The 18,250-nt window shown below is 42.7% G+C and carries 12 protein-coding genes; 5 read left to right on the top strand and 7 right to left on the bottom strand.

Annotated elements, in window-relative coordinates; all coding sequences use genetic code 11:
* The first annotated feature begins 11 nt into the window (after nucleotides 1–11).
* Nucleotides 12–896, top strand: a complete 885-nt coding sequence (locus KTR07_RS21215; RefSeq protein WP_055217917.1) for a carbon-nitrogen hydrolase — start codon at nucleotides 12–14, stop codon at nucleotides 894–896.
* A 102-nt stretch (nucleotides 897–998) separates the two neighbouring features.
* Here KTR07_RS21215 and KTR07_RS21210 read toward each other — a convergent pair whose 3' ends face one another.
* The 4 genes from KTR07_RS21210 to KTR07_RS21195 form a co-directional block, all read right to left on the bottom strand.
* Nucleotides 999–1,388: a GtrA family protein gene (locus tag KTR07_RS21210; RefSeq protein WP_008761542.1), complete on the bottom strand. Its 390-nt coding sequence runs from the start codon at nucleotides 1,386–1,388 to the stop codon at nucleotides 999–1,001.
* Complete coding sequence (locus tag KTR07_RS21205) at nucleotides 1,385–3,322, bottom strand: LTA synthase family protein (protein WP_022472023.1); 1,938 nt, start codon at nucleotides 3,320–3,322, stop codon at nucleotides 1,385–1,387. The genes KTR07_RS21210 and KTR07_RS21205 overlap by 4 nt, the downstream gene beginning before the upstream one ends.
* A gap of 3 nt (nucleotides 3,323–3,325) precedes the next feature.
* Nucleotides 3,326–5,089 carry an aspartate--tRNA ligase gene (aspS, locus tag KTR07_RS21200; RefSeq protein WP_008765710.1) on the bottom strand — a complete coding sequence of 588 codons (1,764 nt, stop codon included), beginning with the start codon at nucleotides 5,087–5,089 and terminating at the stop codon, nucleotides 3,326–3,328.
* Nucleotides 5,090–5,164: 75 nt separating this feature from the next.
* Nucleotides 5,165–6,190, bottom strand: a complete 1,026-nt coding sequence (locus tag KTR07_RS21195; RefSeq protein WP_008765709.1) for a diacylglycerol kinase family protein — start codon at nucleotides 6,188–6,190, stop codon at nucleotides 5,165–5,167.
* A 220-nt stretch (nucleotides 6,191–6,410) separates the two neighbouring features.
* On the opposite strand from KTR07_RS21195, the gene KTR07_RS21190 reads away from it, so the two are divergent.
* Nucleotides 6,411–7,595 carry an aminotransferase class I/II-fold pyridoxal phosphate-dependent enzyme gene (locus tag KTR07_RS21190; RefSeq protein WP_217315499.1) on the top strand — a complete coding sequence of 395 codons (1,185 nt, stop codon included), beginning with the start codon at nucleotides 6,411–6,413 and terminating at the stop codon, nucleotides 7,593–7,595.
* Between the two features lie 89 nt (nucleotides 7,596–7,684).
* Here KTR07_RS21190 and KTR07_RS21185 read toward each other — a convergent pair whose 3' ends face one another.
* The gene (locus KTR07_RS21185) at nucleotides 7,685–8,032 is read right to left on the bottom strand and encodes a lipocalin family protein (RefSeq protein WP_008765707.1); all 348 of its coding nucleotides are present in this window, start codon (nucleotides 8,030–8,032) and stop codon (nucleotides 7,685–7,687) included.
* Between the two features lie 25 nt (nucleotides 8,033–8,057).
* Nucleotides 8,058–8,441 (bottom strand): hypothetical protein, encoded by a 384-nt coding sequence (locus KTR07_RS21180; protein ID WP_113748502.1) that lies wholly within the window; start codon nucleotides 8,439–8,441, stop codon nucleotides 8,058–8,060.
* A 727-nt stretch (nucleotides 8,442–9,168) separates the two neighbouring features.
* Between KTR07_RS21180 and KTR07_RS21175 the strand changes: the two genes are divergently transcribed.
* From KTR07_RS21175 to KTR07_RS21165, 3 genes are read left to right on the top strand one after another with little or no spacing between them, the layout of a single operon-like run.
* The gene (locus KTR07_RS21175) at nucleotides 9,169–12,381 is read left to right on the top strand and encodes a TonB-dependent receptor (RefSeq protein ID WP_195392711.1); all 3,213 of its coding nucleotides are present in this window, start codon (nucleotides 9,169–9,171) and stop codon (nucleotides 12,379–12,381) included.
* Nucleotides 12,382–12,401: 20 nt separating this feature from the next.
* The gene (locus tag KTR07_RS21170; protein WP_118336925.1) at nucleotides 12,402–14,300 is read left to right on the top strand and encodes a RagB/SusD family nutrient uptake outer membrane protein; all 1,899 of its coding nucleotides are present in this window, start codon (nucleotides 12,402–12,404) and stop codon (nucleotides 14,298–14,300) included.
* Between the two features lie 30 nt (nucleotides 14,301–14,330).
* A complete protein-coding gene (locus tag KTR07_RS21165; RefSeq protein ID WP_118336994.1) occupies nucleotides 14,331–15,653 on the top strand; it encodes a BT_3987 domain-containing protein in 1,323 nt (440 codons plus the stop codon).
* Between the two features lie 215 nt (nucleotides 15,654–15,868).
* Here the strand turns inward: KTR07_RS21165 and KTR07_RS21160 are convergent, their stop codons facing one another.
* Nucleotides 15,869–18,226 carry an ABC transporter permease gene (locus KTR07_RS21160; RefSeq protein WP_011107500.1) on the bottom strand — a complete coding sequence of 786 codons (2,358 nt, stop codon included), beginning with the start codon at nucleotides 18,224–18,226 and terminating at the stop codon, nucleotides 15,869–15,871.
* Nucleotides 18,227–18,250: the final 24 nt, after the last annotated feature.

The following is an 18,250-nucleotide window of genomic DNA, read 5'->3' as shown; positions in this document are numbered from 1 at the left end:
AATTATTCATCATGAGAAAGATAAAAGTAGGATTAATCCAACAATCCAATACTGCAGATATTCGGGTCAACCTGATGAACCTCGCTAAAAGCATTGAAGCCTGTGCTGCTCACGGAGCACAACTGATCGTGCTGCAGGAGTTGCACAATTCACTTTATTTCTGCCAGACAGAAAATACGCATCTGTTTGACCTTGCCGAGCCTATCCCCGGACCATCTACAGGTTTCTACTCTGAACTGGCAGCAGCTAATAAGGTAGTGCTTGTTGCTTCACTCTTTGAAAAACGCGCACCGGGCCTATATCATAACACAGCTGTCGTTTTCGACCGTGACGGAAGTATTGCCGGAAAATATCGGAAAATGCACATTCCCGATGATCCTGCCTATTACGAAAAGTTTTATTTCACCCCCGGAGATATCGGTTTCGAACCGATTCAGACATCCTTAGGCAAACTGGGAGTACTGGTATGCTGGGATCAATGGTATCCGGAAGCTGCCCGTCTGATGGCTCTGAAAGGGGCTGAACTTCTAATTTATCCTACCGCCATCGGCTGGGAAAGTAGCGATACGGACGACGAAAAAGCCCGCCAACTCAATGCGTGGATAATCTCCCAACGTGCTCATGCAGTAGCAAACGGTCTTCCGGTTATCTCTGTCAACCGTGTAGGGCACGAGCCCGACCCTTCCGGTCAAACGAACGGCATACAGTTTTGGGGAAACAGCTTCGTAGCCGGACCGCAAGGAGAGTTTCTGGCACAGGCAAGCAACGATCATCCTGAAAACATGGTAGTTGAAATAGACATGGAACGTTCGGAGAACGTTCGCCGCTGGTGGCCCTTCCTCCGTGACCGTCGAATTGATGAATATGACGGACTCACCAAACGTTTTTTGGATTAACGAGCAGAATCACAATTGATCACCGATAGAAATAATACAAGAGGTCCACAAGAGTAAAAGCCTGAATAGCAACTCTTGTGGACCTCCGTATTATATCCTTTTTTATTGGAAAGTAATCTTCTTATTAGCAATAAAGTTGGCAGCTCCGTAAATAAACAATCCAAGGAACTGGGCCAGATATTCATTAACATCCAGACCTTCTACCAACAAAATAAGGAATAAAAACTGCGCAGTGTAAGCAACCCCGAAAGCAGAACAGAAGAACAGTATCTGTTTCCAGACATTGTTCTTTCTTTTTTCTACGGGGAATATCCAATACTTGCACCAGATAAAGTTATGAATCTGGGCTATAATATACGCAGTTACATTAGCCACCATATAGTCACCTTCGAATGACATTTCTCTCATCATCAGCCACACAACAAGGGCCATGATCAAAGCATTCATCGTTCCGATTACTATAAAGCGAAATATGCGCACTGATTCTTTCATTTCACAACAAGTTCGTCGTTATTCATTCGTATCATGTACTGCTGAATGATTGCTTTCAGTTCATCTTCCATCGACTGTTGTACATCAATCTGACCCAGAAGATTATGTTCCAGCAATTTATCCGTTTTAAACGCATACATGGCTACGGCGTTCCGGCCATCAAACTGCAATAAATAGTCACCTTTAAAGAATTGATATATTCCATTGATATAATTTACGGCATACGTATCTTCAGCAGGCGTATTCAATAAGTCACACCCGAAGGAAACAAATGGTTTATCATACCCTAAATACCCCAATACAGTAGGCATAATATCAATTTGTTGTGCTATCACATCTTTACGGAAACCTTTCAAATTACTTCCCGGCTGATAAAACACTACAGGAACAGAGAACAACCCGCTTTCCGTCTCATACTCCGGACGTTCCGGCGAGTTGGTATGATCTGCTGTAAATACGAACAGCGTATTTTTATACCACGGTTCTTTCGAAACCTTTTCAAAGAACAACTTCAAAGCATGATCCGTGTATCCGATGCACTGACGAATAGCTTTATTCCCTTTCGGAAAAACGCCTTCGTATTCTGCCGGAACTGCAAACGGATGGTGGGAAGAAAGGCTGAACAACGCAGCTGCAAAAGGCTGCTGAAAACCGGATAAAGTATTGCCAAAGAACTGGAAGAATTTCTCATCCCAAATTCCCCAATGCCCGTCAAAATCCTTGTTACCCGGATTAGCCTCATTATATTCCGTACGACCAAAGTAATTGGTGTACCCTGCCGTACGTGCAAAAGCTTCAAATCCCATAGAGCCATTGTCCGCCCCGTGGAAGAAAGCGGTGTAATATCCTTTTTTGCCCAACTCCCCGCCTATACTGGATACCGTGTTCAAAGAAGATGGTGTCAGAAAGAACGGTTCTATAAACATCGGGATACCCGACAATACGGAAGGCATTCCGTCGATACTCTTCATACCATTAGAGAATGAATATTTAAAAGTCAGACCTTCAGCCATCAACGAATCAAGGAAAGGCATATATCCCTTATAGGTTCCATTGTCCAATTCTTCATTCAGAAAGCCGCTATTCTCTTTGCTAAAGCTCTCCAGAATAAAAACAACCACATTCAACGGCCTGAATTGCACACTATCCGCAGGCATATGCACCGGCGTGTACAAAGCTTCCATCTTCTCTTTATCGAAATACTGAGGTATGGCAAATGAGGTCTTTCCAAACGTGCGGAAGATAGAAAAAGGGGTATTCAGTACGATCCCCGTCTCCATCGGCCGGTCTACATACTTATTGGCGTTGCTGATTGTGATTGGACGCACCATGCCGGTAAATCCGCCACGCATTCCGCCGATACACAAGTACACTCCAAGCCCCAAAGTAAGCAAATGAACCGTATAATAAACTGGCATACGCTCTACCTTTACCGGCTTCGGCTTACGATACAACTTAAATAAAGCATAACCAAAAGCAATGGCAAACAACGTCAGATACCAGTGATTCAATAATTCTGTCCCTATAATACCTCCCAGATTCCCTTCATTCTTAAATTCGCTGAATACGGACGCAGTCGTTCTTCGATGGGTATATTGGAAATAAACCGTATCCATCAAGTTCATAATAATGACAATCAGGTTGGTTGTCACAAAAATCCCCTTTGTAATCTTCTGATATATTACATTTTCCTTATAATGAAGCGGAATCAGCATCAGGAAAATATACAGAAGATTCGTATAAAGAATGGCAGAAGTATCAAAAAGGAATCCTCCCTCGAACATTCTCCAGATTCGTCCGGCTGAAAGATCGGAAAAAGCCTTCAGATTTTCTATCAGAAAGATGACACGACAGAGAATAAAGCACCCCATCACTAATAATAAATTAATTATGAGTGACAGGGTGGTATTATAAAGAGAACGATATTTGTTCATCGTTTACTTATTTTCTTTGATATCAACGATCAGGTTGAGTTCGTCAAGTTGAGTCTGATCAATTTCAGACGGTGCATCCAACATTACATCGCGTCCTGAGTTATTTTTGGGGAATGCAATACAGTCACGGATAGAATCCAGACCGGCGAAAAGAGACACCCAACGGTCAAGACCGTATGCCAAACCACCGTGAGGAGGTGCACCATACTTGAAGGCATTCATCAGGAAGCCAAACTGAGCCTGTGCCTTCTCCGGTGTGAAGCCAAGGATTTCGAACATTCTGGCTTGCAACTGGGCATCGTGAATACGGATAGATCCTCCACCGACTTCCACGCCGTTGACAACCATATCATAAGCATCGGCACGCACAGCAGCCGGGTCAGTATCCAGCAATGGAATATCTTCTTCTTTCGGATGCGTAAACGGATGGTGCATAGCCATCAGACGACCTTCTTCCTCACTCCATTCAAACATTGGAAAGTCAATCACCCAAAGGCAAACAAACTTATTCTTATCACGCAATCCCAATTGGGAACCCATTTCCAAACGGAGTTCACAAAGTTGCTTACGTGTTTTCATCACGTCGTCGCCGGAAAGAATCAGAATCAAATCACCCGGTTTAGCGCCAAATGCTTCCTTCATCTGTTGCAGCACTTCCTGTGTATAGAATTTGTCTACACTTGATTTCACCGTACCGTCTGCTTCTACACGAGCATACACCATACCTTTCGCACCAATCTGCGGTTTCTTGACGAATTCAGTCAAGGCATCGAGTTGTTTACGGGTATAAGTTGCAGCCCCTTCCGCACAGATACCACCAACGTATGCGGCATTATCGAATACAGAGAAACCGTGACCTTTCATGATGTCCATCAGTTCGACGAACTTCATGCCGAAACGCAAATCCGGTTTGTCGCTGCCATAATATTTCATGGCATCAGCCCAAGGCATACGCTGGAACGGTTCAGTCAGTTCAACACCCCGAAGAGTCTTGAACAGATGTTTGGCCATTCCTTCGAAAGTAGAAATGATGTCTTCCTGTTCTACGAAACTCATTTCACAGTCAATCTGTGTAAATTCCGGTTGACGGTCGGCACGCAAGTCTTCGTCACGGAAACATTTTGCAATCTGGAAATAACGGTCGAAACCGGAAACCATCAGTAACTGTTTCAGTGTCTGCGGAGATTGCGGAAGTGCATAGAATTGTCCCGGATTCATGCGTGAAGGTACCACGAAGTCACGTGCACCTTCCGGAGTAGAACCGATCAGTACAGGAGTTTCTACCTCTATAAAGCCCAGGCTATCAAGATACTTGCGTACTTCGATTGTCATCTTATGACGTAATTCCAAATTAGAGCGTACGGCATTACGACGCAAATCCAGATAACGGTATTTCATACGGATATCATCACCACCATCCGTATTATCCTCAATTGTAAACGGAGGAGTCATGGCGGTGTTCAGAACGTTCAGTTCGGAAACGATAATTTCAATATCTCCGGTAGGGATGTTTGCATTCTTGCTGAAACGCTCATTCACTGTTCCTGTGATCTGAATCACGAATTCACGACCCAGTTTATTGGCACGGTCGCAAAGTTCAGCATTAATTTCTTCATTAAAAACCAACTGGGTAATACCGTAACGGTCGCGAAGGTCAATGAAAGTCATACCTCCCATTTTACGGCTGCGCTGTACCCATCCAGACAGCGTGATTTGTTTATTAACATCGGAGATTCTCAGTTCTCCACATGTGTGCGTTCTGAACATATTTTCTAATATTTATGATATTTTTCGTTAAGTAGCTTGCAAAAGTACACAATAAATCAGAAATCGGCATTTATTTCAGACTTTCTTTGTCAGCTTTTTCAATATTTTCTTGTTTTTATCTGTTATATTGTCCACAATCGCCTCATTAATCAGTTTTATTCCGTTCACATATTCCTGTGCTCTTTGAAGAACGTTGGCCGCATCTTTTTCTTCTGTCTTCGGCACAACTACGCGTAATCCGCTTTTAATAAGTTCGATATTTACATCCGCCTCCGTCTCCATCGGGTCACCATCAAAATGCACGACTCCCGGCACAGCCCGTCGAATACACAACTTCTTACAACGGAATGTCTTGATCCGGCTGTTCTGATCAATAGTTTTATTAAATAACTGGAAAGCAAGAGAGGGTACATCCAAAACGGTAAAAGGCTCGAGGATGGTCACATCTAGCAAACCATCCGTCAATGTGGCTTGCGGAGCTATATATGCATTGTTTCCATATTGCGACGCATTTCCGCAGGCAATTAGAAAAGCTTTATACTTGCTGACTCCGTTTTCCGTTTCCAGTTCATATGTTTCGGGCTGATATTTAAGACTTTCCTGCAGCGTCTTTTCGAGATAAGTCAATAGTCCGCGCTTTCCGGCATGAGCAAATTTCAAACTGACAAATGCATCAAACCCTACTCCACAAGTACAGAAAAAGTCCGTACCATTAATCTTACCATAATCTATGGTATCCAGGCATCCCTCATTGAGCACTTCCAGTGCCTTCTTAGGTTCCATAGGTATATGCAGATGCCGCGCCAGTCCATTCCCCGATCCGCAGGGAATAATTCCCAATGCGGTATCAGTATGTACCAGCGAACGAGCTATTTCATTAATTGTTCCGTCCCCCCCGATAGCCACAACGATGTCAGCTTTCTCTTCCGCAGCTTTGGCAGCTATCTCTACTGCATGACCGGCTCTTTCCGTATACACTACTTCCCAAGTGTATCTCGCCTTATCAATTTTTTCATCCAGCAAGTTAAGAATCAATTCTTTACTTTGTGTTCCCGAAATAGGATTGACGACGAATATTATTCTTTTCATTCTTTCGTTCATGCTAATCTTTGTCAATTATAGACGACAAAAGTAATACAAATATATTAAATTTTGATCTATTAGAGGTTTCTAATCTCATGGGAGCAACTTTTTTCTTTTAAAAAGAACAGATAAAAGCAAATTTTGTTATCTTTGCCCCCTGTTTTAAACACTTGTTAAGATAAAAGGAAATTAGATCATCAGCGAATGATCTGAGTATGAGTATAATAAATTATAATTCATGGGATTATTACAAGAGAAGTTAGCTAAGTACGACCTGCCACAGAAATTTATGGCACAGGGCGTTTACCCATATTTCCGTGAGATTGAGGGAAAGCAGGGTACAGAAGTAGAAATGGGCGGACAACATGTGTTAATGTTCGGGTCCAATGCATACACTGGCCTTACGGGAGATGAAAAAGTGATTGAAGCAGGTATCAAAGCCATGCGCAAATACGGTTCCGGTTGTGCCGGTTCACGTTTTCTGAATGGTACGCTCGATCTTCATGTTCAACTTGAAAAAGAACTGGCTGCCTTTGTTGGCAAGGATGAAGCACTTTGCTTCTCTACCGGTTTTACGGTTAATTCCGGAGTTATCTCATGCCTGACCGACCGAAATGATTATATAATATGTGATGACCGTGACCATGCCTCTATCGTAGATGGCCGTCGTCTCTCCTTCTCACAGCAATTAAAATATAAGCACAACGATATGGCGGATTTGGAAAAGCAACTTCAGAAGTGCAATCCGGATTCAGTGAAACTGATCATAGTAGATGGTGTATTCTCTATGGAAGGTGACTTGGCAAACCTACCCGAAATCGTTCGCCTGAAACATAAATATAATGCTACTATCATGGTAGACGAAGCTCACGGTTTGGGTGTATTCGGAAAACAGGGACGTGGTGTATGCGACCATTTCGGTCTGACACACGAAGTAGACCTGATCATGGGTACTTTCAGTAAGTCACTGGCCTCTATCGGCGGTTTTATCGCTGCTGATTCTTCTATTATCAACTGGCTGCGACACAATGCACGTACTTATATTTTTAGTGCATCCAACACTCCGGCTGCAACAGCAGCTGCTCTGGAAGCGCTTCATATCATCCAGAACGAACCAGAAAGACTGAACGCTCTGTGGGAAGCAACCAACTATGCTCTGAAACGTTTCCGTGAAGCAGGCTTCGAAATCGGTGCTACCGAATCTCCTATCATTCCTCTTTATGTACGCGATACGGAGAAGACTTTCATGGTTACTAAGTTAGCTTTCGACGAAGGCGTATTCATCAATCCGGTCATTCCGCCGGCATGTGCTCCGCAAGACACATTGGTACGCGTGGCATTAATGGCTACTCACACCAAAGAACAAATAGACAGTGCTGTAGAAAAGTTAGTGAAAGCTTTCAAGGCTTTAGACCTTTTGTAAGCAGCATCTCTGAAAAGCTATAAAAAAAGCTACTTTCCGAAAGACAAATCATCTAGAAAGTAGCTTTTTTAATTCTACAGCAACACAAATTACTTCTGCTTTGCGTACCGAATTTCCATTCCTTGGTTATCCAGAACCAAAGAATCAGCCGTCAGTCTCTTGATATCCATCGTATCCACAAATTCAATCGTCTGGCCATTTCCGATACTTTTTCCTGTCAGAATCAGTTTAGTTCCTTCCTGTTTCCAGCTTTCATAAACCAAGGTAGCCATATTGACAGAAGAAGCAACGCCTCCTTCTTCCATCTTAATACCTTGTACTTGTCCTTCCATACCTGGCACGGGTTCTACCCATGAGCCAACAATTGAGGCTGAGTTACCTCCACATGCAGCCAATAAACCCATTAGCAGAGTTGCTGCCAACATTTTCTTTTTCATTCTGTAGTTCTAATTAGATTATTAATTAGTCATTTGTCCGGTTCGCCTTCTTCCCTACTACAATCACTTTCTTTGCAGTTGGTATCGTATTCGATCCCGGCTCTTCCTCTTCTTCTATGTAATTCACCTGTACGGTATCTCCCAGTTCGAAGCCACCGATCTCACTTGGTTCCTGATCCATTGTACTGACGAACACTGTATCTCCTTTCGAAGTAACCAACATAAAATTATTCATTGAAGCATCTTCTACTACCCCGAAGATTGTTTTCTCATCTTCTGTAGGAGCTACAGCCAGACTATCATCCATAGCATCCTGCTCTTGTCCCGCAGTCTGTCCGCTCTTTGATTGACAAGCACTTGTCACACCAACCAAAACAGCAAACAATAAAAAAACTCTCATTTTGTTCATATGCTTTTTATTTGAGATAAAACTTAGAATATTGCAAAGGTAATTTTTAAAATTGTTTTTCCCATGAACCTGCTTAAAATTAATTGAAATAAGGCATTAACAGTTTTTCTATACTGGCATACGTTCATTACAAAATAATAATACATATATAATTATATAAAATGTAAAATAAAGATAAGACAGACAAAACAGAAATATGTTAAATACTATTTTATGCCCACTTCAATCAAACAGCTAACACATTAATAATCAAATAAATAATAAGCAGACCAAGAATGTATTCAGATAAGTTCATGGAGAACTTGGTAGCAGATTTTAGAAAAATAAGCTTTCATCTTTTGAAAATTTAAGGTTTACAAATATTGAATGACTTTCTTTGCTTTGTTGGCGACAAAAATAGTTATATTTTTAAGAAGTACGCTATAAATTGATGCTTTTTTTAAAAGTTATTTCTTCGTTTACCCTATCTTTTCCTTTTATAATTCTGATAAAGTAATATTTCCGGGGGTATTTGAAATTAATATGTACTCATAATACTAATCCCACCAAGTTCTCCATGAACTTATACCGCCTTAGAGTTTACTCAATTCTATATTTCATAACCTAGTTTTTAATCAAAAATCAACACACAATCAATGCCTATGGAAATATTACAGTATTATGATTTACCATCCCTATCGTTTACAAACAAAACCGGTAAACTAGTTATTATTTTAAAATCAAAATTATGAAAAACATTTTATTTACCTCAAACAAAGTACACACAACCGCGCGAATCGGTGTTCTGTTCTTTTCTTTATGTTTTTCTCCACTCATAAATGCCGGCAATGCGGAAAAGCCGATGAATGGCATAGAGAGTTCAGAAACAACGCAACAAAATAAGATTAAAATAACAGGAGTAGTAACAGACAGCAAAGGAGAATCTATCATCGGAGCCAATGTTGTAGTAAAAGGACAATCAAACGTCGGAGCAATAACCGATGTAGAAGGACGTTATCAGATTATGGTTCCTTCCGACAATGCTATTTTGCAAGTATCATACCTTGGATACGTAACCGAAGAAATAAAAGTAAAAGGACGCCGCAACATCAATGTGATGTTGAACGAAGACTCCAAAGCGCTGGATGAAGTTGTAGTAGTCGGCTACGGACAGCAGAAAAAGGAAAGCGTAGTCGTTTCTATGAGTTCCATCAAACCAAAGGATATCGTTGTCCCTTCGCGAAGCCTGAATAACAGTCTTGCCGGACAAGTCGCCGGTTTGATTGCGGTACAACGTTCGGGTGAACCCGGATATGATAACGCAGAGTTTTGGATTCGAGGCGTAAGTACCTTTGCGGGTGGTACATCTCCGCTGGTACTTGTGGACGGTGTACCCAGAAGCATGAGTGACATTGAACCCGACGAAATCGAAACGTTTTCGGTTTTGAAGGATGCCGCTGCAACAGCCATTTATGGTGCCGAGGGAGCCAATGGTGTAGTACTTGTCACTACCAAACGCGGACGTGTAGAAAAGGCTAAGATTTCATTCAAGACAGAACACACCATTTCTTCCCCTACCCGTCTTCCCGAATTCGTTGGTTCGGCCGACTACCTGGACCTGTTCAACGAAGCACTCCATAATGATGGGGAATTACCGCAGTTTTCGGATGACTTAATTGCACATTACCGGAACAATGACGATCCGGACCTATATCCAAATACCAACTGGATCGACAAAATGTTACGTAAAAACACATTCACACACAGATATACCTTGAATGTACGTGGAGGTACAGAAAAAGCAAAATACTTTGTTTCGGCAGCATATTACAACGAAAGTGGTATTTTCAAAGGAAGTCCTACCAAACAATATAATACAAACATCGGCATCGACCGTATCAATCTTCGTTCAAATATTGATATGAACGTATCAAGCACTACAACTGTAGGAGTTGACCTCGCACTTCAGTATCTAGTTAATAATTATCCGGGAACAGGAACTGCCAATATATTCCGTTCCATGCTGATTACTCCTCCATATACATTTCCGGCTGTATACAGTGATGGTACTGTTTCAACCTACTCACAGGAACGTGACGCTAACATGCGCAACCCGTACAACTTATTGATGAACTCCGGATACGCCAAAGAATACCGTACTGCCATTCAATCCAAAGTTTATGTAGACCAGAAACTGGATTTTATCACCAAAGGTTTGTCTGTACGCCTGAACGCAAGTTATGACTATGATAGTGAAATGATCGTTCGCCGTGAATATAATCCGACAAGATATCATGCTACGGGACGCGACGAAAACGGCAATCTATTATTTGCCACAGTCGTATCCGGAAACCCTGAATTGCAGGACCCTAAGAATAGTGCGACAAGCGCAACCAAGAAGATTTACATAGATGCTGCCATCAACTATAAACGTACGTTCGACCAGCACGAAGTAGGTGCCATGCTATTGTACATGCAAAAGGAAACCCAATATCACAATGTAGCACTTCCCTATCGTAAGCAAGGTCTGGTAGGACGTTTAACTTACGGTTACAGCGGACGCTATTTCATTGAAGGCAACTTCGGATACACCGGTTCGGAAGCATTTGCTTCAGGCAACCGTTTCGGTTTCTTCCCGGCAGTAGGTCTTGCCTACTACATTTCCAATGAGTCTTTCTACCCGGAAGTGATCAAAAAGTATGTCCCCAAACTCAAATTAAGAGCCTCTGTAGGACGTGCCGGTAACGACAACACAGGAGGAACCCGTTTCTTGTACCGTCCGACCTACAAAATGGATGCCGGAGGTTTTACGCAAGGTTACAATGATACCGGAGGCGGTCTGAACGGTATCGGCAACGGTATCATAGAAGGACGTTTTGCAGCTCCTTACTTAGGATGGGAAGTAGAAGACAAACAAAACTACGGTTTCGATATCGGCTTGTTTGACAACCGTCTTGAAGTTATCTTTGATTACTTCGATTCTACCAGAAGCCAGATTCTGCTGCAACGTCAGACTGTTCCCCAGCTTGGCGGTCTGAGAGACGATCCGTGGCAAAACTTCGGTAAGGTTCGCAACAGAGGTGTTGACATGTCTGTGAACGCTCATCAAAATATAGGCAAGGTAAAACTTAGCGCAAGAGGTACATTCACATTCACCCGCAATAAAATTCTGGAATATGATGAACTTCCTCCAAAGTATGACTACCAAGCTATTACGGGCAAACGTGTCAGTGATAAAGATAATCTCTATTACATCGCAGAACGACTTTATACCGAAGACGACTTTACCGTAAGCACCAACGCTAACGGTCTGAAGACTTATAAACTCCGTTCGGAAATTCCACAACCAACCTTAGGCGGACTCCTTGGTCCCGGTGACATCAAATATACCGACGTCAATGGAGACGGAATCATCGACTCTTATGACCGTGTAAGAGGAATCGGTCATCCGGAAACTCCGGAAATTATCTACGGATTCGGTTTAAATGCCGAATATAAAGGAATCTACGCCAGCATCTTCTTCCAGGGAGCAGGGAACACTTCTGTATTATTGGGTGGAAAGACTTCCGAAGGATGGTACCCATTCTCATGGGGTGTAGACCAGTCCAACTATCGCACCTTTGCATTAAACCGTTGGACAGAGAACAATCCGAGCCAGGATGTAATTATTCCCCGTCTGCACAAGAGCAATGCGAACAATGCTAATAACCGCGTTGCCAGTACATGGTGGCTGCGCGATGGCTCTTTCCTCCGATTGAAGAATATAGAAATCGGCTATCAGATACCTAAGAAATTCTTAAGCAAGATCGGCTTCGAAGCTGCCCGTATCTATCTGATGGGATATAACCTGGCAGTATGGGATCATATCAAATATTTCGATCCGGAAGCCGGAAATGCGAATGCCGGACTTAACTATCCGCTGCCGCGAACCTATACAATCGGTCTTGATTTCACATTCTAAAAACCATAAAAGATAAAAATATGAAAAGTAAAAGTCACATATATATGTTGCTGATGGGATTATTCTTCTCCGTCAGTTCATGTGATTATCTGGCTGTTTCGGACCAGATGTCAGGAGGCTTGCAAAATACAGATCAAATATTTGAAAACGTAGCCTATACCAAACGATGGTATGCCAATGTCTTTGCAGGAATCCCCGATTATTCGGGAATAAACAGCCTGAATGTAGGAGCCTTTAAAAATCCGTGGGCTGCAATCTGCGATGAACTAGTAGTAGGTTATGGAAATGCTGCCAAGGCCAACAACTCGGACAAGAATGCGGCGACTGCTGGTTTTCACCGCTATGGCGACTGCTATAAATACATCCGGCAGGCTAACATTTTCCTAGAGAAAGCTCATGTGATTACAACCAGCGGTACGCAAGGCGACAGACTGGAAGAAGACGAACTGAATGAGATGCGTGCCAACGTACGCTTCATGCGTGCATTTTACAATTATCTGCTATTGGAACAATACGGTCCTATTATCCTCGTAAAAGATAAGGTATACGAGGCGACAGAGACTCAGGATGTTCCCAGAAATACGGTAGATGAAGTTATCACGTATATTGATCAGGAACTACGTGAAGTAGCTAATGAACTGCCACAGGAACCGATGCACGAAAATGAATCTTACCGCGCATGGCCAACCAAAGGTGTCGCTTTGGCCGTACGTGCCAAATTGTGGCTATATGCAGCCAGCCCCCTTCTCAACGGGGGATACAGAGAAGCGCTGTCTCTGACCAACCCAGACGGTACAAGACTCTTCCCGGATCGTGATGACAACAAATGGAATACTGCATTAAACGCCTGCAAAGATTTCATCGATTACGCAGAAACCGGAAACCGCTACGAGTTATACAAAGAATATACAACAAGCAGCACCGGTGAACAGATTCTAGACGTAGATGCCTCCGTTTACAACCTCTTTCAGAAATACAATAAAGAAATCATCTGGGGCACCGCCAACAACGACTGGAGAGGACTTGACGGTGACGCATTCGACCGAAGAATCGTTCCTCGCTGCGAAAAGAACGGTTTGGGTTCGACCGGAGTAACGCAAGAACTCGTAGACGCCTTCTATATGAACGACGGACTTCCTATCAAGGAAACCGACTATCTGCCGAAATCAACACTTTATAAAGAAGATGGTTACGGAACTTACAAGGACAAGAATGACGGAAAATACTCTAAGAACTACACCAACGTAACAGTCAGTAACCGCTATCTGAATCGTGAAGCACGTTTCTACAACACTGTCTTCTTCAACGGACGCCAATGGCCTGTCACCTGCAAACAAGTCCAGTTCTACAATGGAGGTAATGCAGGCGTTCAGGAAGGACAAGCCACTACAACCGGATATATGCTTTTCAAGCGCTTCAACCGATCAATCAGCAAAACCAGTCCGGGTGTAGCTAGTCAGAACCGTCCTTCCATAATCTTCCGTCTGGCGGATTTCTATCTGATATATGCAGAAGTTGCCAACGAAGTAAATCCGAGCGACTCACGCGTACTGACTTATCTGAACCTCGTACGCGAACGGGCAGGCTTGCCGAAAGTAGAAATACTGAATCCCGGTATCGTAGGTAATAAAGAATTGCAAAGAGCAGCCATTCAGCGCGAACGTCAGATTGAACTGGCAACGGAAGGTCAACGTTATTTTGATGTACGCCGCTGGATGATTGCCGACAAAGACGGTGAAGGACGCCAGAACGGATATGCACACGGTATGAATGTTCGGGGAACTATCAATGATACCGAAGAGTTCAACCGCGTAGTGGAAACTGAAAAAATTGTATTCAACAGAAAGATGTACTTACAGCCAATACCGGATCACGAAATGAGAAAGACACAAAACCTCGTCCAGAATCCGGGCTGGTAATTGTATAAGCACAATAAATCAATGAGCATTATGAGAAAAATAAGTTATATACTAATATCAGGCTGCATCACTCTATCTATTATCGGTTGTGATGAAACCTTTGATACGAGCAATACATCCGAAGGGATTTTGTCATTGTCTGAAAACGGACTGACTATTCTGCAATCGTATAATGTAGGAGAAAAATACAATGCTGACTTATGGATACAACACGGAGGACTGGAACTGAATAACAGTACCGTCACCTTCACCGTAGACAAAAGCCTGCTCGACTCACTCAATACTGCCGACGGAACCAGTTACCAGATACTTCCGGAAGATTGTTATCAAATGACTAACACAACGGTTAACGTATCTGCCGGTGACAGACTGGCAAAAGGCACTATCGTATACGACCCGACAAAGATTCATGCGTTGTGCGGCTATGACAATGTTCAATACATTCTCCCACTCAAAGCAAGCACTACAGGAGAGAAGTTGAACCCCGGCCGTTCCACCCTCCTACTGGGATTTAAAGTTTCCGAACCCATTGTAACTATCATAAACGATGGTATACAGGAAATCAATGTCAACAATGTAAAAGAGTTGCCGATTACCATTGGAGTACCTTTTAGCAATAAATGGAACATCAACTGTACATTAGTCAACAACCAGTCGGTAGTAGATACGTACAACAGTGCCAATCAGACTTATTTCAGTCTTCTGCCGGCAGAGTGCTATACCAAACCCGAATCCCCGTCATTGTCTCAGGGAGTTGATCAGACCACAGTCAGTTACAAGCTGAAAGATAACATTCTTCCGGGAAATTATATGCTTCCTGTGCAAATAGGCGAAGTTACTTCCGATGCCACTATCCGTGCGGATAAAGACACCTACACAGGATTCTGCATCATAAAAGAAGGAACGAAAATATCAAAGAGCGGCTGGGAAGTTCTGTCCTTTACGACACAGGAAGCTTCGGGAGAAGGAGCCGGCAATGGATTAGCCAAATGTCTGATAGACGGAGACACTGAAACATTCTGGCATGCCAAATGGCAAGGTGGAAACGACCCGCTACCGTATGATATTGTGATAGATATGAAGCAAAACATACAAATAGCACAGGTGGAATTGCTTCCGCGCGGCAGAGGTTCAAACAATCCTATCAAAGTGGTCGAGTTTGCAGCTAGTGAAGATAACGTGAACTGGACTCCTATCGGCAGATTCGGATTCACGAATCAGGATGCCGCCCTGGAATATTATGTAAAATCGATCAAAGCACGTTACATCAGACTCACGATTCCCGATGACGGAGGAAACAGTACTGTCGCTGCTATCAGAGAACTGGATGTCAAGGGCACTATTATTAACTGACACATGAGCATTCGATAGGTATTTTATAGCAAGTGCACTCTATAGTGTATCTTGAAGTCAAGCTACTCTCTTCCCCCAAAGAGAGTAGCTTTTATTTTGTCCGATGCCACCTTTCCTGTTTTTCCAACGGTTGATTAGCTTCAAAGTCAACGGCAAAAGAAGAACGTTTTATCTTCTTAGAAACTGGATACTGAAGAACTACATATTCATAGTGATCATTCCGTTTTAATAGTCTCAGCCGGATTACTTAATGCCGTATGATATCCGTTAAGGACAACTGTGACAAACGTTACAAGCATCAATAAGACGACAGGTACTATAAATACTTCTATTCCCCAATCCGTAGGATACACAAACTGTTCCCTCCACCGTTTCATCAAGACATATACGATAGGAATAGCGATCATGTCGGCTATCAGAATATAATAGAAGAACGGACGATTCAACAACAATAGAATTTGGCGGGAAGAGGCACCGTGTACTTTACGAATCGCAATTTCTCTTTTTCGTTGTTCTACCGCATACCATGTAATTCCAAAGATACCAAAAAGGGTCAGGAACAAACTGATTATAGCATAAGCCAGTAATAATCGGGAGAAATTCACCATATCTGTATTGTTGGATATATATTGCTGATAGGCGTCTATGTAAACAAAAGAATGTCCCGGCTCGTGTTTCTCCCACAGCAACCGGAGATTTTTTACTATCTCATTGCGTCTGCCCTCATCTATACGACAAGACAGGTAGGTTGCCTGATCGACCGGAATCTCTTGAAGAATAATCTGCATCGGAGTAATGGCAGAGTTGAAAGAAGTCAGTCTGAAATCTTTGCACACACCGATAATAGTTCCTTCACCGGCGTTGTCCTGCTCATATTTGCTTAAGGTCTGCCCCACCGGATCTTCTCCTCCCGGTACAAAGAACTGTACAAAGGCTTCATTAACAACTACCGGATGGGCTACCTTGGAAAATAAATCCTCCGTTCGTTCCGGTTCGAGAAGTTCTATGTTGAATAAGTCCAGCAGTCCATAGTTCTCGGTCAATAAAACTTTATTTACCATTACTTCCTGCCCATTCCTGTTTAGTGGAATGATGATATTAAAAGGACTCGTTATCCGCCCTTTGGATAACAGGGCAGTTTGGATACCGGGCAGGTTTTTAATGTCATTATACAAAGGGATAGTCAAGGCAGCCCCCTCATTACCTAAAATTATAACTCCTTTAAAGCGTTCACCCTGCCCTTCTATGGTTGAAAGTTGCGTACGTATCATCATAAAGGCAGTCATCAATCCGATGGAGATAACCATTTGCACGCCTACAAGGGTCGCTACCAGTCTTCTTCTTTTTCTCCCTTGAAAAAATTGCCGATATCCGCTGATAGAAATGCGGTTCAGTTTCTTCGTCATATAGGTGGCCGGTATAATGGCCAAAAGAGAAACAAACAGAAGAATAAATGGAAAGACTTTCCATGAAAGAATGAAACCGAAAGTCAGACGGGCATCAAAGAAATAATTGAAAAGAGAAAGTATGTCCCCCATTACAAGAATGGAAAGGATGAAAGCGATAAATACGGTAAGGAATGTATCAATAAAAAGTTGCCGGCAAATATATGAATGAGAAGCTCCCATCAATGTCTCTACATGAATCATGTTTACTTGTTTCAGCAGGCGCGAAAAGCTTAGGTTTACGTAATTGAAGCAAGCGATGAATAAGACAAGAAAAGCTGATAATAAACCGATACTCAACAAAGCGATCTGCCGATGACTGAATGTTTTCACGGAATCAGCCAGTTTTGTGTCAAAGTAGGATTCTTGTAATGTCTGGAGTTTATAATAACCGGGACCTGTCACTGTAGGCAGTTCTGTTGACTCAAAACGCTCGCGAAAGGCTGACACGTCAGTCTTTTCTTTGAGAAGAATCATACAGGAAGTTCCTTCTTCCTGCAGGTTCTGAGAATTACCAAGCAAATCAATACGGAGTGCTGACTGCGCATAAAACTTATATATGGCAGATACCTTTTTCATTTCAACTTTATCTCCATATACCACAGAAAGTTCTCGCCCGATACAATCGAACTTCCCGAAGTATTGCATGGCCTTTTCTTCACTCAAAGCAATACAGTCCGGCTTAGTCAAGGCTTCTTTCATATTGCCGGACAATATCTGGTACGGGAAAAAACGGCAGAAAGAACTGTCGGCCTCAACAATGACCTGTTGAGGAAAGCGCTGGTTCTCAATTTCAATATGAGTTGCCTCCTTCTCGGTCAGCCGGAGATAAGATTCAATCTCCGGAAACGGAGCTATCATTCCGGCAACCGATCCTCCGTAGACAAATGATACTTGTCCGGTGCTCTGCATGGATGGCAGTCGCTGAGTCAGGCGCAGGATACGGTCCTTCTTTGGATTTTCCCCTTCTATCGTATATTCATGGATGACAAACGAGATCAGAAGATTGGTACAGGAAATACCGACCACAAGACTGACCAAAGAGATGACCGCAAAAAGTTTATTGCGCCACCAGTTTCTGAATATAAGTTTTAATAGTACGAGGTTTTCCATAGCAGTTCGTTCCATTCGTTGTAATCTTAGTCGTTTTTA

Origin of the sequence: Bacteroides sp. MSK.20.82, assembly GCF_019052485.1 — a bacterium.
Taxonomy (GTDB): domain Bacteria; phylum Bacteroidota; class Bacteroidia; order Bacteroidales; family Bacteroidaceae; genus Bacteroides; species Bacteroides thetaiotaomicron.
The sequence above is the reverse complement of the archived record's forward strand: the minus strand, read 5'-3'. Positions and strand labels throughout refer to the sequence as shown.